25 protein-coding genes and 2 pseudogenes are annotated in these 23648 nt (G+C 68.2%); 9 read left to right on the forward strand and 18 right to left on the reverse strand.

Features of this window, described 5'->3' with window-relative positions:
- Nucleotides 1-257: 257 nt before the first annotated feature.
- Together AB0H36_RS06325 and AB0H36_RS06330 are read left to right on the forward strand one after the other, a co-directional pair.
- Nucleotides 258-812: a hypothetical protein gene (locus tag AB0H36_RS06325; protein WP_360517442.1), complete on the forward strand. Its 555-nt coding sequence runs from the start codon at nt 258-260 to the stop codon at nt 810-812.
- Between the two features lie 104 nt (nt 813-916).
- Nucleotides 917-1474 (forward strand): hemerythrin domain-containing protein, encoded by a 558-nt coding sequence (locus tag AB0H36_RS06330; RefSeq protein WP_360517445.1) that lies wholly within the window; start codon nt 917-919, stop codon nt 1472-1474.
- Between the two features lie 35 nt (nt 1475-1509).
- Here AB0H36_RS06330 and AB0H36_RS06335 read toward each other — a convergent pair whose 3' ends face one another.
- Both AB0H36_RS06335 and AB0H36_RS06340 read right to left on the reverse strand, forming a co-directional pair.
- Nucleotides 1510-1716: a hypothetical protein gene (locus AB0H36_RS06335; RefSeq protein WP_360517448.1), complete on the reverse strand. Its 207-nt coding sequence runs from the start codon at nt 1714-1716 to the stop codon at nt 1510-1512.
- A gap of 51 nt (nt 1717-1767) precedes the next feature.
- Nucleotides 1768-2115 (reverse strand): hypothetical protein, encoded by a 348-nt coding sequence (locus AB0H36_RS06340; RefSeq protein ID WP_360517451.1) that lies wholly within the window; start codon nt 2113-2115, stop codon nt 1768-1770.
- 141 nt (nt 2116-2256) lie between these two features.
- Here AB0H36_RS06340 and AB0H36_RS06345 point away from each other — a divergent pair, with 141 nt between their 5' ends.
- The gene (locus AB0H36_RS06345) at nt 2257-2424 is read left to right on the forward strand and encodes a hypothetical protein (RefSeq protein ID WP_360517454.1); all 168 of its coding nucleotides are present in this window, start codon (nt 2257-2259) and stop codon (nt 2422-2424) included.
- A 6-nt stretch (nt 2425-2430) separates the two neighbouring features.
- On the opposite strand, the gene AB0H36_RS06350 is transcribed toward AB0H36_RS06345, so the two are convergent.
- The 11 genes and pseudogenes from AB0H36_RS06350 to AB0H36_RS06400 all read right to left on the reverse strand — a co-directional run bounded on the left by AB0H36_RS06350 (nt 2431) and on the right by AB0H36_RS06400 (nt 10279).
- Nucleotides 2431-3135: a helix-turn-helix domain-containing protein gene (locus AB0H36_RS06350; RefSeq protein WP_360517457.1), complete on the reverse strand. Its 705-nt coding sequence runs from the start codon at nt 3133-3135 to the stop codon at nt 2431-2433.
- A 123-nt stretch (nt 3136-3258) separates the two neighbouring features.
- Complete coding sequence (locus tag AB0H36_RS06355; RefSeq protein WP_360517460.1) at nt 3259-4170, reverse strand: type II CAAX endopeptidase family protein; 912 nt, start codon at nt 4168-4170, stop codon at nt 3259-3261.
- 3 nt (nt 4171-4173) lie between these two features.
- On the reverse strand, nt 4174-4644 hold the full coding sequence (locus AB0H36_RS06360; RefSeq protein ID WP_360517588.1) for a hypothetical protein: 471 nt from the start codon (nt 4642-4644) through the stop codon (nt 4174-4176).
- Between the two features lie 202 nt (nt 4645-4846).
- Nucleotides 4847-4921 (reverse strand): annotated as a pseudogene (locus AB0H36_RS06365) (hypothetical protein); the annotation flags it as partial.
- A gap of 181 nt (nt 4922-5102) precedes the next feature.
- Nucleotides 5103-5693, reverse strand: coding sequence for a CBS domain-containing protein (locus tag AB0H36_RS06370; protein WP_360517463.1), 591 nt, complete (start codon nt 5691-5693; stop codon nt 5103-5105).
- Nucleotides 5694-5725: 32 nt separating this feature from the next.
- Nucleotides 5726-5971 (reverse strand): universal stress protein, encoded by a 246-nt coding sequence (locus tag AB0H36_RS06375; RefSeq protein WP_360517466.1) that lies wholly within the window; start codon nt 5969-5971, stop codon nt 5726-5728.
- A gap of 629 nt (nt 5972-6600) precedes the next feature.
- Nucleotides 6601-7248, reverse strand: a complete 648-nt coding sequence (locus tag AB0H36_RS06380) for a pyridoxamine 5'-phosphate oxidase family protein (RefSeq protein WP_360517469.1) — start codon at nt 7246-7248, stop codon at nt 6601-6603.
- Nucleotides 7249-7484: 236 nt separating this feature from the next.
- Nucleotides 7485-7949: a hypothetical protein gene (locus tag AB0H36_RS06385; RefSeq protein ID WP_360517472.1), complete on the reverse strand. Its 465-nt coding sequence runs from the start codon at nt 7947-7949 to the stop codon at nt 7485-7487.
- Nucleotides 7950-8350: 401 nt separating this feature from the next.
- Nucleotides 8351-8797, reverse strand: coding sequence for a hypothetical protein (locus AB0H36_RS06390; RefSeq protein ID WP_360517475.1), 447 nt, complete (start codon nt 8795-8797; stop codon nt 8351-8353).
- The gene (locus tag AB0H36_RS06395; protein WP_360517478.1) at nt 8794-9561 is read right to left on the reverse strand and encodes an ABC transporter permease subunit; all 768 of its coding nucleotides are present in this window, start codon (nt 9559-9561) and stop codon (nt 8794-8796) included. Before AB0H36_RS06395 ends, AB0H36_RS06390 begins: the two co-directional genes overlap by 4 nt.
- Nucleotides 9554-10279: an ABC transporter ATP-binding protein gene (locus AB0H36_RS06400; RefSeq protein WP_360517481.1), complete on the reverse strand. Its 726-nt coding sequence runs from the start codon at nt 10277-10279 to the stop codon at nt 9554-9556. Before AB0H36_RS06400 ends, AB0H36_RS06395 begins: the two co-directional genes overlap by 8 nt.
- 96 nt (nt 10280-10375) lie before the next feature.
- On the opposite strand from AB0H36_RS06400, the gene AB0H36_RS06405 reads away from it, so the two are divergent.
- A complete protein-coding gene (locus tag AB0H36_RS06405; RefSeq protein ID WP_360517484.1) occupies nt 10376-11044 on the forward strand; it encodes a response regulator transcription factor in 669 nt (222 codons plus the stop codon).
- Complete coding sequence (locus AB0H36_RS06410) at nt 11029-12306, forward strand: HAMP domain-containing sensor histidine kinase (RefSeq protein WP_360517487.1); 1278 nt, start codon at nt 11029-11031, stop codon at nt 12304-12306. The genes AB0H36_RS06405 and AB0H36_RS06410 overlap by 16 nt, the downstream gene beginning before the upstream one ends.
- A gap of 337 nt (nt 12307-12643) precedes the next feature.
- On the opposite strand, the gene AB0H36_RS06415 is transcribed toward AB0H36_RS06410, so the two are convergent.
- Nucleotides 12644-13183 (reverse strand): hypothetical protein, encoded by a 540-nt coding sequence (locus AB0H36_RS06415; RefSeq protein WP_360517490.1) that lies wholly within the window; start codon nt 13181-13183, stop codon nt 12644-12646.
- A 66-nt stretch (nt 13184-13249) separates the two neighbouring features.
- Between AB0H36_RS06415 and AB0H36_RS06420 the strand changes: the two genes are divergently transcribed.
- From AB0H36_RS06420 to AB0H36_RS06435, 4 genes are all read left to right on the forward strand, one after another.
- Entirely contained in the window at nt 13250-15844 is a 2595-nt protein-coding gene (locus AB0H36_RS06420) for an AMP-binding protein (protein WP_360517493.1), read from the forward strand.
- Complete coding sequence (locus AB0H36_RS06425) at nt 15823-16860, forward strand: iron ABC transporter substrate-binding protein (protein WP_360517496.1); 1038 nt, start codon at nt 15823-15825, stop codon at nt 16858-16860. Before AB0H36_RS06420 ends, AB0H36_RS06425 begins: the two co-directional genes overlap by 22 nt.
- A 79-nt stretch (nt 16861-16939) precedes the next feature.
- Nucleotides 16940-18427, forward strand: coding sequence for an iron ABC transporter permease (locus AB0H36_RS06430; RefSeq protein WP_360517499.1), 1488 nt, complete (start codon nt 16940-16942; stop codon nt 18425-18427).
- A complete protein-coding gene (locus tag AB0H36_RS06435) occupies nt 18424-19458 on the forward strand; it encodes an ABC transporter ATP-binding protein (RefSeq protein WP_360517502.1) in 1035 nt (344 codons plus the stop codon). The genes AB0H36_RS06430 and AB0H36_RS06435 overlap by 4 nt, the downstream gene beginning before the upstream one ends.
- A gap of 88 nt (nt 19459-19546) precedes the next feature.
- Here AB0H36_RS06435 and AB0H36_RS06440 read toward each other — a convergent pair whose 3' ends face one another.
- The 4 genes and pseudogenes from AB0H36_RS06440 to AB0H36_RS06455 all read right to left on the reverse strand — a co-directional run.
- Complete coding sequence (locus AB0H36_RS06440; protein WP_360517505.1) at nt 19547-20542, reverse strand: sigma-70 family RNA polymerase sigma factor; 996 nt, start codon at nt 20540-20542, stop codon at nt 19547-19549.
- Between the two features lie 9 nt (nt 20543-20551).
- A complete protein-coding gene (locus AB0H36_RS06445; protein ID WP_360517508.1) occupies nt 20552-21592 on the reverse strand; it encodes an NADPH:quinone oxidoreductase family protein in 1041 nt (346 codons plus the stop codon).
- Between the two features lie 604 nt (nt 21593-22196).
- Nucleotides 22197-23024: a substrate-binding domain-containing protein gene (locus tag AB0H36_RS06450; RefSeq protein WP_360517582.1), complete on the reverse strand. Its 828-nt coding sequence runs from the start codon at nt 23022-23024 to the stop codon at nt 22197-22199.
- 51 nt (nt 23025-23075) lie between these two features.
- Nucleotides 23076-23282 (reverse strand): annotated as a pseudogene (locus AB0H36_RS06455) (LacI family DNA-binding transcriptional regulator); the annotation flags it as partial.
- Nucleotides 23283-23648 lie beyond the last annotated feature (366 nt).

A 23648-nucleotide genomic window follows, 5' to 3' on the forward strand; every position in this document is an offset into this window, starting at 1 on the left:
CTCGGAATCGCGCGGTACCACCCGAAACCGCGGTGCAGCGCGTCGCCGCCGGGCTGGAGCATGCTGTCCTCTTCCAGCACCTTGGTGGGTCTATAGGCAGGCGCGGGAGGGACCGTAGGCCCTGTGACGACAGTTGGGTTCCGCGCACGCTGGGGCACATGAACGTCTCTGTGTGGTCGCTGGCAGGTCCTCCGCGTGATCCCTGGTTCCGGCATCGTCCGATACCCACTCTTGCTGTCGCGGGTGCCCTGTACGCGGTGGTGCTGGTGCTGCGGCTGCTCTCCGGGGATCCCGTGGACGCGTATTCGATGCTCTACGTGTTTCCCGTGGCCTTGGTCGCGATCACGTTCGGAGCGCGCGCCGGCGTCGGAGCGGGTTTGATCGCGGTGGCGCTGATGGTGGTCTGGGTTGTCGTACGGGACGTGTCGCTCACGGCTACGGGATGGGTATCGCGCGTCCTGCCGATGCTGCTGCTCGGTCTGTTGCTCGGGGATGCGTCGGATCGACTGAGCCGAGCTGAGACCGAGCGGCGCCGGTTGGAGGCTGCGGCGCTGCTGCACCGCGACGCCATCGAGATCAACGACTCGTTGGTGCAGGGGATGGCCGCCGCCCGGTGGTCGCTGCAGGCCGGTCGCATCGACGCCGGCATGCGCACCCTTGACGAGACGATCGATGAGGCCCAAGACCTGGTCTCCGGCCTGATTCGGCAGGCCGGGATGGGTGGCCAGACCGAGCAGCCCGCCGGTGCGGCGCCAAGCGCCTCGGTGAGGCCCCCTGAACGGGTCAGCGAGAGTGAATCGGGCACCGGCTAGCTCGAGGTGGCGTTGAATCGCGGTCCGTGGCTGCCGACCGTCGCGATGAGATCAACCACCCGCGAGTACCGGATGAGGATCCCGGCTGAATCGGCGAGCCGGTCGTGTCCGTGATCCGCCACATATTTTACACGGCATTCAGTGTAGTAAAATATGTCGTGGAGGCCGTTGAGTTGGAGGACAAGGGAATGTGCGAGCACTGCGGCTGCCGGCAGATGGAGCCGATCGCCGAGCTGATGGATGAGCACTTCGTGCTGCTCGACCTTGCTGGGTCGGTACGTCGAGCGCTGGCGGCCGGTGACCGCTCCCGAGCTGTCGAGGTGCTGGAGTCGCTCTCCAGCCGGCTCACGCAGCATGTCCGGCGCGAGGAGCGAGGTGTCTTTGCGGCGCTGAGGGAGCAGGGCGACTTCGCGTACGCGGTCGACGAACTCGAGAACGAGCATCTGACGTTCGACCAGCGCCTCGCGGCGATCGATCCGGACGACGCGGGCTTCGCCGAACACGTAGCCGCATTGCTCGACGAGTTGAAGGTGCACATCGACAAGGAGAACCTCGGGGTCTTCGCGGTCTCGGTGGTGACCCTGGGAGCCGACGGCTGGGAGACCGTGAGCAAGGCCCACGCGGAGCTCCCGACCTTCCTCTCGACCCCGACACCTACCTAAGCCGGCCGCCGACCTGCTCGTCCGGTGCAGACGACCTACCCGGTGACGCGGACGACCCCGTGGGCTCCACGTTCGGCGTCGATCATGAGGTGGGAGACGAAGGGGTAGTCGCCGGGTCCGGGGAAGGCGAGTTCCACGAAGCCGCCCTGGGCGGGCTGCAGACCCAGGCTCTGTGCGCCTGCCTGGCCGTTCTGGCGGAGTGGCCTGTGGTCGTACTGGTTGGCGTAGCCGTTGAATACCACCGCGTCGGTTGCTCCGACTTCAGCTTCGTGGCGTCGACCATGCCTGCCTGGTCACCGAGGTAGAGCTCGGACTGGACCAGCGGCCAACACGCCGCACGAGAGCAGCAACGTCGTCGTCCCGACCGAAGGGCCGAGGCTCAGCCGGGCGAGCTCGAGGCGCTCGCCGCAGATGGTCAGCACGACGAACCCGACCAGCCATGGCAGGAGCACGGGTACGGCGACTCCGCCGAGCCAAAGCACCGAAGCACCCAATGCGACGACGGCTCCGAGTGCCTGAATCAGCGCGGCGTTGTCACGCTGACGACGCCAGAGCGGCACAGAGAGCGCTACCAGAGCGCCAGTTCCTGCGACAAGCAGGCACTTGCCGACGGCAAGCGAGGCGGGCGAGAGCAGCACCACGGCCCTGAGACCAAGCAGCGCCGGTGCGGCATAGCCGAGTGGTTGGCGGCAGGCGACCGACGCGCACCGGAGCGGGGACGCAAAGCAGGATCAAGGCGGCGTCGAGGCCTGCCGCGAGGGCAAGGCCGGCAGGAACGAGCAGTGCCAGCCGGAGCGGCGTCGACCCGCCCCGCGGCGATCGTCCCTGCGCTGATCGTGCCGAGGCTGATGGCCCCGGCGCTGATCGTGCCGGCAGCGATCGGGCAGGTGCTTGGGCCGGTGTCGCTTGGGTCGTTGTCGATCTCCGCGGGTTTCTGGTGGAGCGTATGAGTGGGCTCATCGGGGCCGGGTCTTCAGGCGAAGTCGGCAGGCTCCCGGCTCGGCGAACGGCAGCAGTTCGGTGCCGTTGTCGTCCGCGCCATACTCCTCGAGCGCTCCTCGAGCGAGTCCGAGGTGAACTCCACAGACGACGTCAGGGTACTTGTGTGCTGCCTCGAGCAACGGGCACCTGGTGAGGCGCACCACGTTGTTGCGGGCGTCTGCTTGCGGTGCGAACCCGATTTCGTCGAGCAGAGAGACGACCTCTCGCCGGGCGGCGGCAGGACTAGCGGTAGGCCCCGCGTTGCGGGCGCGGGCGAGTTGGTGGCCCCAGTCCAGACCCGCGGTGACGGCGTCCTCGCGTGGGGTGGTGCTGGTGCGTTGGATGGCGGCCGCCAGGGCGCTGGCGAGTCCGGCGTACTCGGGTGCGGCCGCGGCGTCGCTGCCGGTGGCTTCGTACAGCCAAGCGGGCCGTCCGCGGCCGGCAGGTGGCGCCTGGTGCCGGTGGGCGAGGCCGTCGCGCACCAGTGCGTCCAGGTGTTCGCGGACAGTGTTGACATGCAGCCCGGTCGTCGCGACGAGCGCGTTGAGCGTCGTTGGTTCGGTCTGTGCGCGAAGCGTCTCCAGCAGAGCGGCGCGCGACTTGGACAGTAGTGCGCGGCTCCGCCCGGTGCCGGCTGACGGGCCGTACGGCGGTGATTGCGCCGGCCGATTATTTTCCACGGATATGAGTGTAGTAAAGCTTCGAGCGCGTCGGCTCCGCCCAGCCGAGCCCCTCGGCGGCACCGATCAGGTGGACGAGTCCGTGGATGATGACGAGTCCGACGACCAACCGGCGCGCGGCCCTCATCCGAGCGTCTTCTCGGGTGTGGGCTTCCCTCGGGCCCGTGAGCGAAGCCCAAGGCGGCCCCCGGTGGCGATCAGAAGTGTCACGACGGCGGTGAGGTAGACGCCCAGGATCACCCAGTCGGGCCTGTCCAGGGTCGATGTATAGGCCAGGTCTCGCGGGAGGAGGATCAGTTCGTCCTGGGCCGGGGTGAAGCTTGCGTGGAGGACGATGGCCAACAGAATGCTGCCGGTCCTGTTCCACAGGTAGGTGTAGAAGAACGCGAGCACCAGCGGGACCACGAAACCGAGCGGACCGTAGACCGGGATGTGCCACACGCCCCACACGAGCCCGAGAATCAGCGTCGCACGGACCGGTGAGTGCCTTTCCAGCAAATGCGGAAGCCCGAACCCTCGCCATCCGGGCTCCTCCATCGCGCCCCCGAGCAGAAGCACGAACACGAACCCCGCGACGTACGACGGGAGTCGGTCAACCGCCAGGCTCCAGTCGACCGGGGAGCCGATCAGCTGCAGCACCAGGGACACGAGACCGAACAAGAGGGCCGGCAAACCGAGTGCATACGCCCACCAGCGGAATGACACACGCCAGTGCAGCACTGGCCGCAACCATGCTCGAACCGAGCCGCCCGTCCACCACGTGACGAGCCCCGCCGCGGTCATCGGACCCAATACACCCAGCAGGAACGGAACTTGGCCGCCGCCCAGGTAGGAGGTCACCCACAGCGTCCACGAGATCCCGTAGGCGATGATCACGAACGCGGCGAAGGGATGCCGGGCGACGAGATCTCGTGGCCCTCGGCCCGCGGGCAGACCGGGCTCGGCCCGCGACGTGACCTCCGGTGCTGGGTCTTCGCCCGGGCGGGGTCGGGCGCGTTCGCCACGCCATGCTCGGATCCGAACGAACTCAGCCATGTCTCATCCCTCCCGCCGTTCGTCGGCTCCCGGCGAGTGGCTCGTGCGTGCCTGTCGAACTGAGGACGCTGCTCTGTCCACAGGACTCCCGGCAACGACGAAGCACAGCCCTGCCAACAGCAAGGCGACCGGACCGAGCAGGAACCTCTCCCACGGACTCTGCGACGCGAAGTTCGCCAACGCTCCGAGCGTCAGCAGCACCACCAGCACCCAGGTGCCGATTCGCGCGACCACGCTTGGAAGCCGAATCCCGAAGCCCGCACGCCGCAGGACCACCGCGGCCGCGCCGGCGTAGACAACGACGGAGATGGCACTGCCGACCCGGAGGCCGGCCGGGAGCCGGCCCTCCGTGTTTCCGCCCCAGGCGGCTTCCCCGTACGGCGCGCCCGCCGCCAGCAACAGCTGGAAGACCGCCAGCCCGGCAAACCCAATGGCGGCGGCGATCGCGGCCGTCCTCGCACTCGCTCCACTCATCATTGCACTCACCTCTGACCAGGCGCGCTGACTCGTCGCGAACCCGGGACGGTCTCAGCGTCCCGCTCGCCCGTCGGCACCCATCAGGGCACGACGCCCCACCGCCTCCGGGCCTTTGGTCACGGATCCGTCGCCGTGCCCTCAGGTGGCGCGTTGTTCGGGGCGACGCCCGTACGCCGGACAGCGGTACCCGATGGGCCCGCCAGGTTCCTTCGACCGGAACGCCGTCGACCTCCTGCGGCCCGGTCCACCCCTTCGGCGTCCGGAACACGATCATGGGCCAGGGTCGCCGAGGCGTAGCCGGATCGGGCCCGGGACTCGTCCTGGATGCGCTCGGCGAGCTCGAATCCCCAGAGCAGGAGGGCCGAGCCGATGAAGGTGGCCTGGTGGCTCAGGTAGAGCGCTACGAGTGTGATCACCAAGCCGGTGGCGAGCAGGTCCTGCGGAGGACTGTCATGTCAGTGGATGCGGACAGCGACGACACCTTTGACGGTGCCGGCCAGCACGTCGGCGAGCTTGCGTTCGTGCGGGTCGGCCGGCCCGGAGACCGTGACGACTCCGTCGTGGACGTCGACCTGCCAGTCCGGGCACTCGGCGGCGAGGAGCTCACGGACCTCGGCGCGGATCCGGTCGTCGCGGCCGGCCAGCAGGTGGACGACGTCGCTGCGGCTGATCATGCCGACGACCCGTCCTTTGCCCAGCACCGGCAGGCTTTTCACCATCGTCGACCACATCAGGTCGAGCGCGACCTCCAGATCGTCGTCGGCATCGACAGTGGCGACCAGGTGGCTCATGACGTCGGCCACGCGGCGGGGCGGCGTGTCCGCCGTCGTCCGGACAGCGGCGATGGGAACACGGTCGTTCAGCAGGTCGGCGTCCTGCACCAGGTCCGCCTCGCTGACGATTCCTTCGAGTACGCCGCCTTTGCCGACGACTGGCATCGCGGTGATCTTGCGCTCGTCCAGGAGTCCCAGCGCCGTACCGATCGGCGTCTCGGCGGTCACAGTGACGGCCGGCGTGGTCATCAGGTCCCGGATCAACATCGTCATCACCTCGTCGTGCGAAAGGGCTTCCGGGGAGGTCAGCCTCCGGCCGCGGCGGCCGGAATCACGGCGGCCGGGCTGGTGGCGTGGTGCAGAACGGCCTGGCTGACCGAGCCGAGCAGCAGGCCGGCGAAACCGCCGCGGCCGCGGGCACCGAGCACGATCAGGCTCGCGTGTCCGGACAGCCTCAGGATCTGCGCGGCGGCCTCGGCTGCGGCCCACCTGATCGCGGCCTCCGCGGCGGGCGACCCGTCGACCCCCACCACCACTCGTCCCTTGGTCATCGTGACCTCCTTCAACGTGACGATCCCGCGCCGGAGACCTTGCTCCCAGAGCCGAAGGTCCCGGCCGCACCGGTCTTCGGGCCGCGGGCATCGGCCCCGAGACGTAGGGTTCTGCGGCACCTCCTGCGGGGACGAGCGGCTCTGCTCCGTCAGCCTTCGGCAGCCGGACGATCGACATGGGAACGACCGGACAGGACAACGATGATGACGATCAGGCCGAACCGGCGCCAGGCTCTGGCTCCCGTGGCGGTGCCTGATCGGCACGCCCGGATCACCACCGCTGCGGGGCGGGTCGAGAGGCAGGCAGAGATGAGCACCTGGAACCGGGGTGGTCCGGTTGTGGTCGAGGTCGACGGCAGCGCCGAGAACCTGAACGTGGTGCCAGTCGCAATCGTCCCGCACCACACGACTGCCGAAGAGGTCGTACCGACGCAACCCGACGCGCGACGGGTTCAGCTTGTCGTTCCGCCTCCGAACACGAACTGGACCTCTGACTGTCGTCCGAACTGCGGAGGTCAGTCGGCAACGACGCCGTGCCACTTTCCGTAGCTGTAGCCCTTGAAGTAGTACTCAGTGCCGTCCTTGACGGGTCAGCAGGCGACGTACGACCCCTGCCCGGGAGCGTTCGGTCACCAGGAGCGGATGCGGCGGCCGGTGATTCGGTGGGGGGCGATGGCGACGTAGGTGTCTCGGGTGCCGCCGGCCCAGGGGTCGACTCGGCTACCTGCCGCTTCGGCTTCCCCGTCGGTGGCGGGACGGACCGTGCCGTTCACCAGGACGCTCCAACCGTCCATCACGCCCTCGTCGATGGAGTCCAGCTCGAAGGCGATCGGAGCAACGTCGTACTGCGCGACGGCGCTGTCGGCCGCGGTGCGGAAGATGATGAGGTCGTTCAGGTAGCAGTAGTTGATCGGGATCACGATCAGTTCGTCGTCGCGGTTGAAGGCGATCCGGCCGACAACTCCGGACTCGATCAGCTCGACGCATTCGTCGCGGCGCATCGGCTCGAGCAGGGGTACGAGTCGCGTCGCCCTGGCTGTCCGGGGCCGCGGCGGGGCGCACAGGTCGCTGACCGTGGTGTCGAGCGCGTGGGCCAGCCTGACCAGGTCGCGGGCCGTCAGCATGCCCGGGCTGGTCTCGATCCGCTCGATCCGGCGAGCGCTCATGTCGGCGCGTTCGGCGACCTCCGCCGTACTCAGGCCGAGTGCCGTTCGGCGTTGCCTGACCCTGATGCCGAGGTCACCCGGCACGTTCAGGGAGCGCGACCCGGTGCCCATGGGGATGCCGCCTTCCGCTTGGTTCCTGCAGCTCCAGACAACCAGGAATCCGTCGAGGCGAGCAGGGCAGGACGACCCGAGGCAGCAGGGCCGGATGGCCACGTTCTCATGACGATCAGGGTCCTTTTGCTCGACGACCACGAGGTCGTCCGGCTCGGCCTTCGCCAGCTGCTGGAGGACGAGCCGGCATCGGTGATTCGCCGACGCTTGGACGAGAGATCTCCCAGATCAGGTGACTACTGAACAGTGAACGTGCGGGTGGCGTAGCCGCTGTAGCCGTAGGGCCCGCTCCCGAGGTTGGTGGTCTGGATCTGGAGCGTGTGCCGGCCACTCGACAATCCGGTCGCCGTGAAGGGCGACGTACACGAGCCGAGGTACTCGCCGTCGAGGTAGCACTGAACGAACTCGCCGATCAGGGCGGACCTGTCGAACGGGATCGACACGTCCGGTCCGGTGGTTGCCGGGGTGTCGCCGATGACGACATTGCGGCCCTGCCAGGTCAAGTCGGCGAACGTCTCGGTGGTCGTGTTGTAGATGCCGGCTCCCAGGTCGACCTGACCACCGCCGAGAACGTCCAACGCGTTGAAGGAATGGATGATGTCGCGTCCGGAGCTCTTGCTGAGTACGCCGAGGCGCACGCCGACGGTGTCCCACGCGAGATCGGCGATGACCGTGCCCTGCACGAATCCAAGGTCGACCATCGTCGCCGCCCCACCGTCGCGCGGCAGGAGAGCGACCTGACCAACGGTGCCCTGCGGCACATACGCCAGCCAGCCGCCCGCCGGCGAAGGCGTCGGATGCGTCGCACCCTCTGAACCGTCGATGATTGCGATCCGCGCGCCCTGTTCGCTCGCATCGACGCGGGCGAGCGGCGATCCGGGCAGGGCTGCTGTCCTGGACGATCAGCGAGTGGTTGTCGGTGTGCCAGATCGGATAGTCGAGATTGCAGCCCACTCTGATCACGGACGAGTCGGCCAGCGTCATGACGTCGAGTCGGTTCCCGTCGTACTGAACGCGATCGGCCCTACCGCCCGGCGACCACGCCGGATGCGCGAGCCCCGGAGCGGACTGAAGCAGCGACTGCGGGGCACCGAGCGCCGTCCTAGGTCGCCGTACGACGGCGGGCTGCGAGGGCTGCGAGGCCGAGGAGAGTGGGGACTGTGATGGCGACGGGGAGGGCGCCGGCGGTGTCGAGGGCTTCGCGGTTGGAGACTGTTATGTGGACCGGTGGGCCGGCGACGAGTTTGCCGGTTCGGGGAACGAGGACGACGTAGACGACGAAGCGGCCGGGGTTGACGGCTTGGAATTCCCAGTCGAGGTGGGTTTCCGCGCCGGGTGGTACGGGTTTGGTGACGTCTTGACTCCAGTCTTCGAGGTCGACGTACACGCCGTCGAGGCTGGCGACGTTGAGGTGGGCGATCGCCGGTCCGGAGTCGCTGATGACCGACTCCACCGTGACTGTCTGGCCGACGACGGCGCCGAGTTCGTCCTGATTCATGCTGATGGCCGGGTCAGGTGCGGTCAGGAGCAGTATCGCGAGCAGGTTCATTTCAGCCCCGCGGTCAGCCGGGCGAGTCGAGGGCCGGCCAGGATCAGGACGGTGGCGGCGACCAGGGCGACCACGACCGGAGCGGCAAGGTAGCTGAGGTCGTGTGTCCAACCGCGTCGGCTCGCGAGGATCTGGGAGATGTAGTGCAAGGCCGACCCGATCGGGTTGGCACGGGTGATCGCCTCGCCGATCCCGGTCTTCGGCAGCGCCGGAAGCTGGGTCGGGGCGAACAGCACGAGCAGTAGCAGCAGTCCGCAGGCGAGGCTGGTCTTGTTGGAGTTCGTGATCGCGCTGATCAGGAGACCGATCCCGCCGAGGCCGACCGCGACCAAGCTGCCGACGGTCAGGGCGAGTACCGCGGCCGGGCCGGCGCCCGCGACGCCGCGGCCGAGCACCCAGAGGTAGGGGAGTGTGATGACGAGGCAGGACAGCCACATGGTCGACGCGGCTGCGAGCTTGCCGACCACGATCGCACGTCGCGACACCGGTGTGAGCAGCAGCGTTTCGAAGGTGCCGCGTTCCCGTTCGCCACTGATCGCGTCGGCGCTGACCACGACGGTGAGCAGTACGCCGACCGCGAGCCCGACCTGGACGGTGAGGTTGACCGCCTCACGCTGCTCGAGGAAGTTCATCGCCTGGTTGGTCGCGGCCAGGTAGGTCATCGCGCTGAGCAACACGCTGTACCCGAACACCAGCACAGGCCCGCGTCCGCCGACCCACAGGTCCCGACTCTCGCGCTCGGCGATGACTGTCCAGCTAGTCATGGCCAGCCTCTGTGAGCTCGAGGAATGCCGCGCTCAGGCTTCCGGCGCCGGCGACGACTTCGTGGATCGGTCCGGCCGCGCGCACCTTCCCGTGGTCGAGGACGACGACGCTGCTGCAGACCTGCTCGACCTCCGGCAATGTGTGTGTCGACAACACGACGGTCGCACCCCCGCGTGCAGCGATGTCGGAGATGGTGGCGAGGATCTCGCGCTGGCCCGCCGGGTCCAGGCCGAGAGTCGGCTCATCGAGGAACACGACCGCGGGCTCGTTGATCAGGGCCCGAGCGATGCCGAGCCGTTGCCTCATGCCCCTGCTGTACGACGAGATCCGTGCGTCCGCGCGGTCACTGAGTCCGACGTCGCTGAGCAACCGTTCGGCAACAGTGCGTGCGTCTCGGCGGCTCCGGCCGAACAAGCGGGCCGCATAGCGCAGGTACTCGCCACCGGTCTGCCGGCCTGGATAGCCCGCGCTCTCCGGCAGCACGCCGATCCGGTGCCTGATCCGGGCTGCTTGATCGCCTGGAATGCCCGCCACAGAGAAGGTCCCGCTCGTCGGCTCGAGAATCGTTGTGAGCAGGCGGATCGTGGTCGTCTTCCCCGCGCCGTTCGGGCCGAGCAAGCCGATCACCTCGCCGGCGCTCGCGGCGAACGTGAGTCCGTCGAGGGCGTTGCGCGCGCCGTACCGCTTGCTGAGCCCGATCGCCTCGATGGTCTTCATAGGCGGACGATAGGCCGGGGGTGCTGAACCCGAGCTGAAACGGTGCATTCAGCCGGGATTCAGCGAGAATGGGAGAGGATCGGCTGGAGGTGGCTGATGCGCGCTCTGGTGGTGGAGGACGAGCCGCGGCTCGCGACCGGTCTGCGGAACGGGTTGGAGGCGGAGGGGTACGCCGTCGACGTGGCGCTGACCGGCACCGACGGGTTGTGGTTCGCGCGCGAGCACGGGTACGACGTCGTCCTGCTGGATCTGATGTTGCCGGAGATCGACGGGTTCGAGATCTGCGCGACGTTGCGGGCCGAGCGGATGTGGACACCGATCTTGATGCTCACGGCAAGGGATGCTGAGACCGATCAGATCCGGGCGCTGGACGCGGGTGCGGACGACTACCTGACCAAGCCGTTCTCGTACGCCGTCCTGATCGCAAGGTTGCGGGCGTTGGTACGGCGAGGCGCTGCCGAGCGACCGGCGGTGCTGGAGGCCGGTGAGCTCCGCCTCGATCCGGCGTCGCGGCGGGCCTGGCGCGGGGAGGTCGAGTTGGTGCTGACGGCGAGGGAGCTGTCGGTGCTGGAGTTCCTGATTCGTCGGTGTGGTCAGGTGGTGTCGAAGCGGATGATTCTGGATCACGTCTGGGACTACGATTTCGAGGGCGACCCGAACATCGTCGAGGTGTACGTCCGTCGCCTTCGGACGAAGGTTGGGGAGCGGTGCATCACTACGGTGCGTGGCTCGGGCTATCGGTTGGCGACATGCGGATCCGAGTGACGCTGGCCGCCGTACTGGTCGTGGGACTGGCTCTCTTGGCGGGTGCCTTCGTCCTGGTGACCCTGCTCGGCTCGGTGCTGACGGCCCAGGTCTGCACCGCCGTTCGGGAGCGTGCGGCGGAGTTGTCTGGGTCCGCCGTACGAGCGTCGTCGACGAGCACCGAGTTGGTGCAGGTGATCGACCGGTCCGGCGTGGTGGTCGGCGGCAGGGACATCGGAAGGCTGGCGTCGCCGGGCCCGGCGTGCGTGAAGGTCGAGCCGTCCGGCTATCCGGAGGACTTCGTGTTCGCGGCGTCGTCGTTGGAGTCCGGTGGAGAGGTGATCGTCGGGCGGCCGCTGGTCGACGTACTGGACTCGACGCGGTTCGTGAGCCGGGTGCTGGTGGTCGGGGTGCCGGTGATGATGCTGGTCGTCGGTGGCGTGACGTGGGCCGTGACCGGGCGCATGCTGGCGCCGGTGAGCGCGATCCGGCGTGAGGTCGACGAGATCACAGCCGGCGAGTTGCATCGCCGGGTGCCCGCCGTACGCAGGGATGAGATCGGCCTGCTGGCGCGGACGATGAACCGGATGCTCGACCGGCTGCAGAGCTCGCACGAGAGCCGGCAGCGGTTCGTGTCCGATGCGTCGCACGAGTTGCGGTCACCGATCGCGGCGATCCGCCAGCATGCCGAGGTGGCGCAAGCTCATCCGGAGCGCACGACAGTCGACGAGCTGGCTGCGATCGTCCTCGACGAGGACCTGCGACTGCAGCAGCTCGTCGACGATCTCCTGCTGCTGGCCCGGTCCGACGAGGACCACACCGAACCACGCCTGACTCCGGTGGATCTCGACGACCTGCTCTTCGCCGAGGCCGAATGGTTGCGTAGAGCAACGAGCCTGACGATCGACACCTCGGCGGTCTCGGCCGGCCAGGTGCTGGGTGACGAGGGCGCCCTCGCCCGGATGATCCACAATCTCGCCGACAACGCGGCTTGCTACGCTCGCAGCCGGATCTCCTTCGCGTTGACCGAGTCCGCCGGCACCGTCGTCCTCATAGTCTCCGACGACGGCCCGGGGATCCCGCCGGAGGACCGCTTCCGGGTCTTCGACCGCTTTGTCCGTCTGACCTCCGCTCGTTCCCGCGAGACCGGCGGCACCGGCTTGGGGCTGGCGATCGTCGCCGAGGTGATCCGGCGTCACCGTGGCACGATCCGCATCACCGCCGCGTCCACCTTCGAGGTCCGCCTCCCGCGAGGCGATCGCGCAGTCGCTCAGTCGAGGTAGCTGCTGCTGCCGAGGCCGAGCGCGAGGCCGCCGACGATGAGCAGGCTTGCCCAGACCGCGCGTTGGCGGAGCGCCGCGACGATACCCAGGACGGCGAGAGGTCCCGGGGCGCATCTGCAGTTCGTCTTCGCCCACGAGCGCCGGCATCCCCCATCTCCAGGCGATGAGTCCCGGCTGAACGCATCTGCTCAGGCTGGATTCAGCACCGGCCGCCGTTGCGGCATGGCGACCATCGAGGCAATCGGCCTCACCATGCGGTTCGGCACGCGCAACGCCCTCGAGGGGCTCGCGCTCGTCGCGGAGCCGGGCGAGGTGCTCGGCCCGGACGCTCCCGGCACTACTCGGGATCGTGGTCCTCGCCGGGCGCCGCCGTACGGCGAAGCAATCCACTTGATTCGACCACGGTGACACCGGCGGTGGGCTGGTTGGTGGCCAGTGTCATCACGTGTCCGGGTGCGGGGTCCGGGAGGCGGTGAATGGTCAGGCCGGATCCGCCGCCGGCTTTGAACTGGGCTTCGGTGAGTGTCCAGGCGATCACCTCTGGAACCGGGCGGTCGTTGATCCGCTCGACGTCGACTCCGACTCGGCCGCCGCCAGGAAGGACCGCGACGGCGACCACCATTCCGCTGTGGGAGACCGACACGTCCAGATCGGTGCCGGGCAGGGTTGGGCGGCCGTGCCAGCCGCCGCATTCCGGGCAGGTGCGATCGACGACGACCTCTCGGGCCGGGATGCCGAGCATGGAGCCTGCGACCGAACGCAGTAATGCCGCACCGATCAGGATTCGGGCGCGATCGGCTTCACCTGCGATGCGGTCGATGCGCAGTCGATCACGGTCGTCCAGCAGGTCCAGTAATTTACTGTCGGTGACCGTCAAACCGGCAGTGAGCACCGTGATTCTCGACGCCTGGACGGCCATAAGACCTTAGGTTAGCCTCACCTTGTGTCCCTGCTGGATTCGCGGCGGGCGTGCGCCGCCGTCCCGGTGTCAGACACGGCCGAAGCGGATCGCCTTGCCCTGATCGATTCGGCCGGAAGCCTCACGTACGGGGAACTGACCGAGCGGCTGGCCGCGCTCACCGCCTTGCTGCCTCCCGCCCACACCGGGCGGCGACTGGTTCATGTGCCGCTGGCGCCAGAGCGCGACCTCGTGCTTGCCTACCTTGCGGTGCTGGCGGCGGGCCATGTGGCCTTGGTGACGCCGCCCCAGCATCGGCTGATCACCACCGCCTATCCGCCGGACGTTTGGCTGCGGGCCGACGGCACCTTCGAGCCCACGTCGCCGGACGTCGGGCCGAGGCACCTGCTTCATCCGGATCTCGCGCTGTTGCTCAGTACGTCGGGCAGCACCGGCTCACCGAAGCTGGTCCGGCTCAGTCACAGCAATCTGGTCAGCAACGCGAAGGCGATCGCGGCCGCGTTGTCGATCACTCCCGACGACCGCGCGGTCACCTCGCTGCCGCTGCACTACTGCTTCGGCCTCTCTGTGCTCCACGCCCAGCTGCAGGCGGGGGCAACCACCGTGTTGTGGTCTGGATCGGTGACCGAGCCGGGGTTCCCCGACGAGTTGCGTCGGCAGCGGGTCACCATGCTCGCGGGCACCCCGCATGTGGTGGATCTGCTGGACTCGCTCGGCGTACTGGACGACCTGCCGTCTCTGCGCCTGCTTGCCCAGGCGGGCGGTGCACTCCCGCCGGATCGAGTCCGCGCGATCGCGGCCCGGGGCCGAGCGGCAGGTTGGGGACTGGCGGTGATGTACGGCCAGACCGAGGCCACTGCCCGGATGGCGGTCCTTCCACCGGAGCTCGCAGAGCGAAGCCCGGACGCAGTCGGCCGGCCGATCGCGGGGTCCGCTTTCAGGCTTGACCCGACTGGGGTAGAGCAAGCCGCGAACTCAGCCGGCAGTCCGGTGGGCGAACTCGTGTTCAGTGGTCCGGGTGTGATGCTCGGGTACGCCGAACACCCCGACGACCTCGCACTGGGCCGAATGCACACCGAACTGCGGACCGGTGACCTGGCCCGGATCGATGCCGACGGTCTGGTCCGGATCGTCGGGCGGCGCTCGGACTTCGTGAAGATCGTCGGGATCCGGATCGACCTCGGCCAGGTCGAGCGCACCCTTCGTGGACATGGGCTGCAGTGTTGTGTCACCGGCACCGACGACCAGCTCCAGGTGACGTATCGGGGCAGCGGGCCGACTCCCGACATGATCCGCGAGCGGGCCGCTCTGGTCTCCGGACTCGGCCGATCCGTGGTCTCGGTCCGTGTGGTCGACGAGCTCCCGATGCTGCCCAACGGCAAGCCCGACCGCCGGACCTGCGCCGAGCTGCACACCTCGGAGACCTCCGTCGAATCAGGTGACACGTTCAGTGCGGTGGTCGCCGTACTGGCGCCGTTGGTCGGTCGTGGCGGCGTCGACCCGGATCGGTCGTTCGTCGAGCTGGGCGGTGACTCCTTCAGCCACGTCGCGGCGTCGGTCGGCCTGACCCGTCTGCTCGGCGATCTGCCGCCCGACTGGCATCACCGGCCGGTCCGCGAACTGCTCGCGATGGCCGAACGGCGGCCGCGCGCTCGCAGGTGGCATCCGCTGCTGCAGCAGGTCGAGACCACCGTCCTGTTGCGGGGCCTTGCCGTGGTCACGATCTGCGGAAGTCACGTCGGGCTGTTCAAGCTGGCTGGGGGAGCGCACATTCTGATGGCGGTGGCCGGCTTCCTGTTCGCGAAGTACGTGCTTTCGTCGCCGACCACAGCTGATCGCGTACGGCGGACCGCTCGGATCGCCGTCGCGGTCGTGGTGCCCTCGGTAACGGTCGCTGCGGTGATGCTGTTCGGGTTCGGATCGGCCGGCTGGTCGAACGTGGCGATGGTGCACTGGCTCGTGCGGCCGCTCGAGCTCAACATCTTCTGGTTCGTCGAGGCCTTGGTGGTCATCATCATCGGCACCGTTGCCGTGCTGGCCGTTCCACGAATCAGGGCTGCGTACGCCGCCGACCCCTGGCGCACAGCGATGATCGCTCTCGTCATCCTGCTGGTGCCTCGCTACGTGGTGCTTTCGCTCTACCCTGGGCCGCTACGCGGTCTGCCCGGCACGGTCGCCTGGTTGTTCGTCGCGGGAGTCGCGATAGCGGTCGCCGACAGCCGGAAGCGCCGCCTGGTCACGACGGTGGTGGCCGTCGTCGCCGCCGTCGAGTTCTTCATCGGCGAGGGAGAACGCAATCTGGCGATCATGGTCGGCCTGACCGTCCTGGCGCTGGTTCCGGCGTTGCCGGTACCGCGAGTGCTTGTTCGCCCCCTCGCCGTACTGGCGGCCGCGTCCCTGCACATCTACCTGGTGCAGTTCCAGGTGTTCGAGGTCTTCAGCGGACCGATCATCCAGTTCACTGCCGCGATCGCGATCGGTCTGGTGTTCAGTGCGGCCAGCAACTACGTCCTGCGCCGGCGGGTGTCGCCCGTACCGACAGTCGCAGTGACCCTTCGTCGCCTTGCGGCCAGGCAACCGTTGAGAGAGGACATGACATGCGTCGACGCACGTTCCTGACCGGGCTGGGTGCCCTTGGCGCCGCAGGGCTGGTGGGGTGCCGGGCCGAGGGCAAGGAGGGCGGGGCGGAGGCATACGTCGCCGACCCAGGGTCCTTGCAGGTCTACTCGGCGCAGCACCAGAACCTCACCACAGCGTGGGCCGAGGCGTTCACCGCGGCGACCGGGATCAAGGTCCAGATCCGGAAGGGCGCCGACTCGTCGATGGGTCACCAACTGGTCGCCGAAGGGTCCGAGTCGCCGGCCGACGTGTTCCTCACCGAGAACAGTCCCGCGATGACGCTGGTCGAGCGGAACAAACTGCTCGCCCCACTGGACGCAGCAACCCGGGCTCAGGTGCCGGCCAACCTGACGCCGTCCTCGAAGGCCTGGACGTCGATCGCCGCCCGCTCGACGGTGCTGGTCTACAACACGAGCAAGCTGACCAAGGATGATCTGCCGAAGTCGTTGATGGATCTGGCCCAGCCGCAGTGGAAGGACCGTTGGGGCTGTGCGCCCGGGGGAGCGGACTTCCAGGCCATCGTCGCCGGCATGCTTGCGGGGCAGGGCGAGCAGAAGACCACCGACTGGCTCCAGGGTCTCAAGGACAACGCCCGGGCGCTGCAGAACAACATCGCGACGATGAAGTCCGTCAACGCGGGCGAGATCGAGTGCGGTGTGATCTACCACTATTACTGGTACCGCGACCAGGCCGGCACCAAGGAAGGCAGCGGCAACACGGCCCTGCACTACTTCCGCAACCAGGACCCCGGCGCGTTTGTGTCGCTGTCCGGCGGCGCCGTGCTGGCGTCAGCGAAGAAGGCTGCCGAGGCGCACAAGTTCCTGGCCTTCATCACCAGCAAGGCCGGTCAGCAGGTGCTGGTCGACTCGAACTCGATGGAGTACGCGGTCGGTATCGGCGTGGCCTCCGCACCCGCGCTTCCGCCGTTGAACAGCCTGCAGGCGCCGCCGGTCGACCCGTTCACGCTGAACTCCGACAAGGTGAACGCACTGATGACCGATGCCGGGATCCTCTGACCTCCGCGAGGCGCCTTTGGCGGGACCGCTGACTGCGCCCGCTGGGGTTCGGTCGCGCCGGGGGCCGTGGTTCGTTGTTGTGTCCGCGGTGCTGGTCGCCGTAGTGATGGTCGTTCCGGTCCTGGTTGTGGTCGACCAGGCAGTGTCGGCCGGTGGCGAGCTGACCCGGCTGTTGCTGCGTCCGAGAACGGCCGAGTTGCTGGTCAACACCGTGCTCCTGATCGTGCTGACCGTTCCGCTGACGGTGCTGCTGGGCTGCGGCGCGGCCTGGTTGGTCGAGCGAACGTCACTGCCTGGCGCCGGAGTATGGCGCACGCTTCTGCTGGCTCCGCTCGCGATCCCCGCTTTCGTCAGCAGCTACGCCTGGACATCAGTACTGCCTTCGGTCCAAGGGCTCGGCGGTGCGGTGTTCATCACGACGCTCGCCTACTACCCGTTCGTCTTCCTGCCGGCTGCCGCCTTGCTGCGGGCACTCGACCAGGGGCATCTCGACGTCGCACGATCGCTTGGCCTCTCGGCGGTCGGGGCAGTGTTGCGGGTGGTGATGCCACAGTTGCGTCCGGCGGTCGCGGGTGGTGCGCTGCTGGTGGCGCTGCATTTGCTTGCCGAGTTCGGCGTACTGCAGATGATGCGGTATCCCACCTTCACCACGGCGATCTTGCAGCAGTTCGCGGTCGGGTTCAGCAACGCCGCCGGCAGCGTGCTGGCCGCCGTTCTGATAGTGCTGTGTCTGGGGCTGCTGGCTCTTGAGGTGCCCCTGCGCGGACATACACGGATCGCACGCATCGGTTCGGGCGCAAGGCAACGACCGATCGCTTATCGGCTGGGCGGGTTGACCATCCCGTCGGTCGTCGCGCTTGCCGCGCTGGTCGGCCTGGCGCTGATCGTGCCGCTGATCCTGGTACTGCGTTGGTTGCTACGGGCGATCGCGTCGAGCGCGGTGGACGTCGGGCTGCTGCTGGCTGCGACAGGTTCCACAGTCGGCCTGGCGACCATGGCAGGTCTCGTGGCGTCGGTCGCAGCGTTGCCTGTGGCGTGGCTGTTGCAGCGGTACCCGTCTCGGCTCGCACTGATGGTGGAGCGGGTGACGTATGTGGCGAGTGCTCTCCCCGGCGTGGTGATCGGGCTGGCGTTGGTGACGCTGGCGGTGCAGTGGGCTCGTCCGGTGTACCAGACCGCCGGGCTCGCGGTGCTTGCTTACACGGTGCTTTTCCTGCCTCGTGCCTTGATCGCCTGGCGGTCCGGCATGGCCGCAGCGCCGCCTGAGCTCATCGAGGCGTCGCGGTCGCTCGGAGTCTCTGGTCTCAGTACTCTCGTCCGTGTGGTTCTCCCGCTGGTGTCGCCGTCCGCGCTGACTGGATTCGTTCTGGTGTTCCTTGCCGCATCGACCGAGCTGACCGCGACTCTGCTGCTCGCGCCGACCGGTACCGAGACGCTGGCCACGGCCTTCTGGTCCGCGAGTGACGAGCTGGACTATGTGGCGAGCGCTCCGTTCGCAGCGGCGCTGATCGCGTTGTCCGCTCCGCTGACCGTCGTACTGCGTCGTCAAGTCATGGACCAGCGATGAGCGGCCCGGGTATCGCGATCACCGGACTGTCCGTCGGGTACGGCGGTCCGCCCGTTCTGGACCAAGTCGACCTGAGCGTGCGCGCGGGCGGCACCACGGCCGTCCTCGGTCCGTCCGGGAGTGGCAAGACCACGTTGCTGCGGGCAATCGCTGGCTTCGTCCGACCCGATCAGGGGCGGATCGAGGTGGATGGCCGGGTGTACACCGACGGATCGATCCTGGTCGCTCCGGAGCGGCGTGGAATCGGCTATGTCCGGCAGGACGGCGCGCTGTTCCCGCATCTCGATGTCACCGGCAACATCATGTTCGGGTTGCCGCGGGCCGAACGGCGCAGAGCTACCCAGGTGGGCCAACTGCTCGAACTTGTTGGCCTTCCGGCGAACCTGGCTCGCCGGCGACCGGATGAGCTGTCCGGTGGGCAGCAGCAGCGGGTCGCACTCGCCCGGGCCCTGGCCCGTGAGCCCGCAGTTGTGCTGCTCGACGAGCCGTTCTCCTCGCTCGACACAGCACTTCGCGCCGCCACTCGGGAAGCTACGCTCGCGGCCCTGGCGGAGCGTGGTGCGACGACCGTCCTGGTCACGCACGACCAAGCCGAAGCCCTGTCGTTCGCCGACGAGGTGGCCGTCATGTTCGACGGCCGGTTCGCCCAGGTGGACAGCCCGGCCAGCGTCTACGGCAAGCCGGCGACACCCGAGATCGGCCGGTTCCTGGGCGACGCGATGCTCCTGGACGGACACGCCGACGGCCGAACAGTCGACTGCGCCCTCGGCCGACTCGAGCTCGCTGAACCAGCCACCGGCGACGTGCTGGTGATGCTCCGCCCAGAGCAACTCGACCTCTGCGAACCGTCCGACCGAGCCGCACAGGTGGTCTCAGTCACCTATCACGGCCCACACACCATGGTCGCGCTCGAACTGCCCGACCAGAAGACCCGGCTGACGGCACGAGTCCCCGGCGACCATCCCCTCAACGTCGGCGACAAGGTCGGCATCGCCGTACCAGCACCAGTTCGTTCGTTCCCACACCGCTGACGAGACCATCCGCCCCTGTCTGGAGCTCAGTTCATCTCGAGAACGTCGAGGCCATCGGCGGCGGTACCCTCGCGTAGCATTGGGCGGGTCAGTGCGCGAACACCTCCGGGAAGCCGAACCTCGCGACCAGCGCGGGATCGTGGAACTTGATCACGCTGGAGATGCCGGTGGGGGTGGGGGACAGCACCACGGCGCCGTCGGCGCGGAACTCGCCGTTGGCGTTCCGGTGGTATACGACGGCGGCGGGCTGGCCGTTGGCGGTGGTCGCGATCATTCGCCAGTCGCCCGGTGCGCCCAGCACGTAGGTGTCGAGTATGTGGATGCACATCGGCCTGCCCGACTGCCAGTCGCGGAACGGCGTCGCCTCCAGCGTGGCGTCCGCGCGCAGCACTTGTTCCAACAGGCCGGCATCGGAGCGCTCGAAGGCCGCGATGTAGCCGTCGAGCAGCGCACGTGCCCGTTGATCGGTCGGTTCGAGCAGTTCCGCGGGCTCCGGCGCCAAGGTGTCCATCCGGGCCCGTGCGCGCTGGAGACCGCTCTTGACCGCCGCAGTGGTGGTGTCGAGGATCTCCGCGGTCTCGGCTGCGGAGAATGCCAGCACTTCGCGCAGGATGAGGATCGCCCGTTGGCGAGCAGGCAGGTGTTGCAGGCTGGCGACGAGCGCCAGCCGCACAGACTCGCGCGCGACCACCACCGCGGCCGGGTCGTCGGCGGGTGGGGCGATCCACCGGTCCGGCAGCGGTTCCAGCCACGAGACCTCGCCCGGCTCAGTGGGACTCGGCGCGCGGTCGGGTCCGTCATACGGGCCTGCCAGCCCCGAGGGAAGCACCCGGATCGGGCGCGGCTCCATCGCCCTCAGGCAGACGTTGGTGGCGATCTTGTAGAGCCAGGACCGAATCGACGCTCGGCCCTCGAATCCAGAGTAGGACCGCCACGCCCGCAGATAGGTCTCCTGCACCAGGTCCTCGGCATCATGCGCTGAGCCGACCATGCGATAGCAGTGCGCCAACAACTCCCGGCGGAACCGCTCAGTCTCGTCGGTGAACCGGTCTCGATCGGGTGCCGCCCGCAGATGCGATGTCACGCCGCGAGCCTAGTGTTGCAACGCCTCTGCGCGTGGTCCACGATCAGAAGCGCCGGATACTGTCTCGCCAGCGGGCAGCAATGCCAGCTTGCCTACGGTGGCCCGCGCTTCCAGTTCCGCGAGTACCTTCGATCCTTCGGCCAGCTCGTAGGTCGTGGGCCGGCTGGGGCGCAAGACACCGTCCGCGACGAGTCCGAACAGCTCACCCATCACCTCGCCGAAAATCTGCGGTGCGGCCTGGATCAGGGTGCCGACGTTGAGGCCGATGAGCTGGACTTGGTGCTTGTAGACCAGTTCCCAGTTGCTGATCGCCGCTTCGCCGCCGGCCAGGCCGTAGACGACGACCCGGCCGGTAACCCGCTTGGTCGCGGCCAGGCTGGCTTCGAGAGTGGCGCCGCCGACCGACTCCAGCACCAGGTCGACGCCCGCACCGCCGGTCAGTCCCAAGACCTCCGCCGCGATGTCTGCGCCGCGCGAGTCGATGACGTGGTCAGCGCCGAGCGCCTGCACCACTTCGTGCTTGGCCGGCGATGCCGTGGCGATCACCGTCGCGCCGTAGTGCTTGGCCATCTTCACCGCGGCCTGGCCGGTCCCGCCGGCCGCGGCGTGGATCAGCACGGTCTGCCCTGCGGCGATGCGGCCCAGTGGCTTGAGCGCCGCCAGCGCGGTCGGCCAGTTCACGACCAGACCCAGCGACTGCTCGTCGGTCCAGCCCGCCGGCACCGGCACCGCGCCGGCCGCCGGAAGCACCATGTACTCGGCGAAGGCGCCGCCACTCATGCCGACTCCGATGACGTGCGCGCCGGGCTCCAGGCCGGTCACCCCTGCACCGACTGCGGTGACTTCCCCGGCGCCCTCGATGCCTGCCAGATACGGCGGCTGCGGGCCGCCTGCGAACATGCCACGGGCCTGCGAGATGTCGACAAAGTTGACACCGGCGGCGGTGACACGGATCAGGACGTCGCTCGGACCTGGGCTCGGTACCGGCGCGTCGGTGATCAGGCGCATGTCCTGCGGGCCGTTGAGGGAAGTCTGCTGCAGCGCGCGCATCGTCGCGGGAGTGCTCATCGGCGATCAGCCCTTCTTTCTCGGCGTACCTGAGAGAGACCGGCGCATGCGCGCCGCGCCTCCCGCTATGTAGATCCCGGCCACCACCCAAAGGAATCGCCCGCGCCCGAACCGCACGGGGGTCGGCTTGCACCGAGCGTCAGCCTGCTGCCCACGTCCGACCTTGACCTCCCCGCACGGCAGCACGTGCGACCGGAACATCGGCGCAGGCCCGCTCTCGTCCTTGGCAAAGCTGCGGTCGGAAGAGTTCAGTCAACTAACGCTTACTGACCCTTGTCGAGGGAGAGCGTGACTTCCTGCTGCCGAGTGTCGAGATGCAGGCCTTTTAGTAACGCGCGCTGGATGCCTTCACCGTCCGGTGTCGGCGATGTAGGAGCGCAGGGCTGATGTGGGTCATCGAGCAGTTGCACGCAGCGGCGAACTCGATGCCGTTCGAGCCATCCATCGTCTGACTCAGAGGGTGTAGGCGCTCCCCGGCACTAGAAGGACCAGGCGTCACAGCACGCGCGTGCCGGCCGGCCTGCCTGCAGCCGCTCCGTGGGCGTCGAGACCGCAGCGGGCTGTAGCCGCTCCGCGTGACTGAGGCTCATAGGGGCACGGTGCTTTCTCGGACCACGAGGGTGGGCCGGAGCAAGACCTGTTCGGCCTTGGCATCTGGATTCTTGAGCAACTCCAGGAGTAGGCGCATCGTGTGTCGTGCGGCCAGATCCAGTGGCTGGGCGAGGCTGGTCAACCCCGGGTCGGCGACGTGTGCGCCGACGCTGTCGTCGAATCCTACGACGCCAACGTCGTGGCCGGCGGTCAGTCCCCGCTCCCGGCATGCACGGAGCGCACCGATCGCAAGCGTGTCGCTGACGCACACGAATCCGGTCGGTGGCGTCTTCTTGTCGAGGAGTCGACCAGCCAGCTCCCGGCCGGTGCTGATCTCGTCCGTCCCGCGGACTGCGAGGCCACGGGTCGCGAGGCCGAGTGAGCTCATGGCGCGGCGCCAGCCTGACTCCCGGTCGTCCCCGAGGCCGCTGGGCCTTTCCCAGCCCAAGTAGGCGATGCGCTGGTGACCGCGTTCGGCGAGATGGTGCACTGCCTGCTCGACACCGGCGGCGCCGTCGACGTCGACCCACCACATGTCCGACATCGGGTGATCCCACGGGCGCCCGAAGGCGACGAAGGGAATGCCGCGTTCGAGCAGGAAGGTGATCCGAGGGTCGTTGTTCCGGGTGACAGTGATCACGAAGCAGTCGACGGTCTTCGTGCTGAAGATTTCCTGGATGACCCGGATCTCCTCCTCGTCGGTGGCGGCGGCATGGCAGAAGACCGCGTGGTCGGCTTGGTGTGCCGCTACCGAGAGTTGGTAGAGATAGCTTGCACTGATCCCGCCCGACTGAAGTTCGGTCGGGAACAGCCGAAAGCCCACGGCGCGCGGAGAATGTGTTCGGAGCGAACGGGCAGCTTGGTTCGGTCGATAACCCAACTCGTCAACCGCTTTGAGGACCCGGCGCAAGGTTGCCGGGCTGAGACGCTCCGGGGAGTTCAGGGCGTAGTGAACGGTCTGCTTGGAGACTCCCACCCGCGCCGCCACCATGGCCATGGTCGGCCTTGACGACCCAGACGTCCCCCCAGCGGCCGCCCCGCGCCTGCGCGGTGGCACCGATGCTTGATCGGTAAAATCCATCTACACATACTCGCGGGCGGGAGCCGCGACGTCAAGCAGGTTCGAGCCGTCCGCCCATGTCGTCGGGCCGATCGGGCTGCTGGATCGCTGCGGACGTCCGTCGACCCTCCCTCCGGTAGGTCGTCGGTAGCCTCGGGGGCGCGAAAATCCCTTGAATAGTGAGGGTTTCGGCAACCAGGCAGCGAAGACGCCAGGTCCCTGCCAGGGCTGATCGAGTGTGGGCGGCTCGTCGCCGACCGCCGTCGATCTGACCGCAGACGACCTCTTGACTGTAGTGACCGGCAGCTCTACGGTCCCGTTTTATCGGTAACACAAATTGGTCCGCGAATCTGCGGCCACCAGCTCGAACAGGCGCCGTGACGCGGC

The organism is Kribbella sp. NPDC050820 (assembly GCF_040653975.1).
In the GTDB taxonomy this organism is placed as follows: Bacteria; Actinomycetota; Actinomycetes; order Propionibacteriales; family Kribbellaceae; genus Kribbella.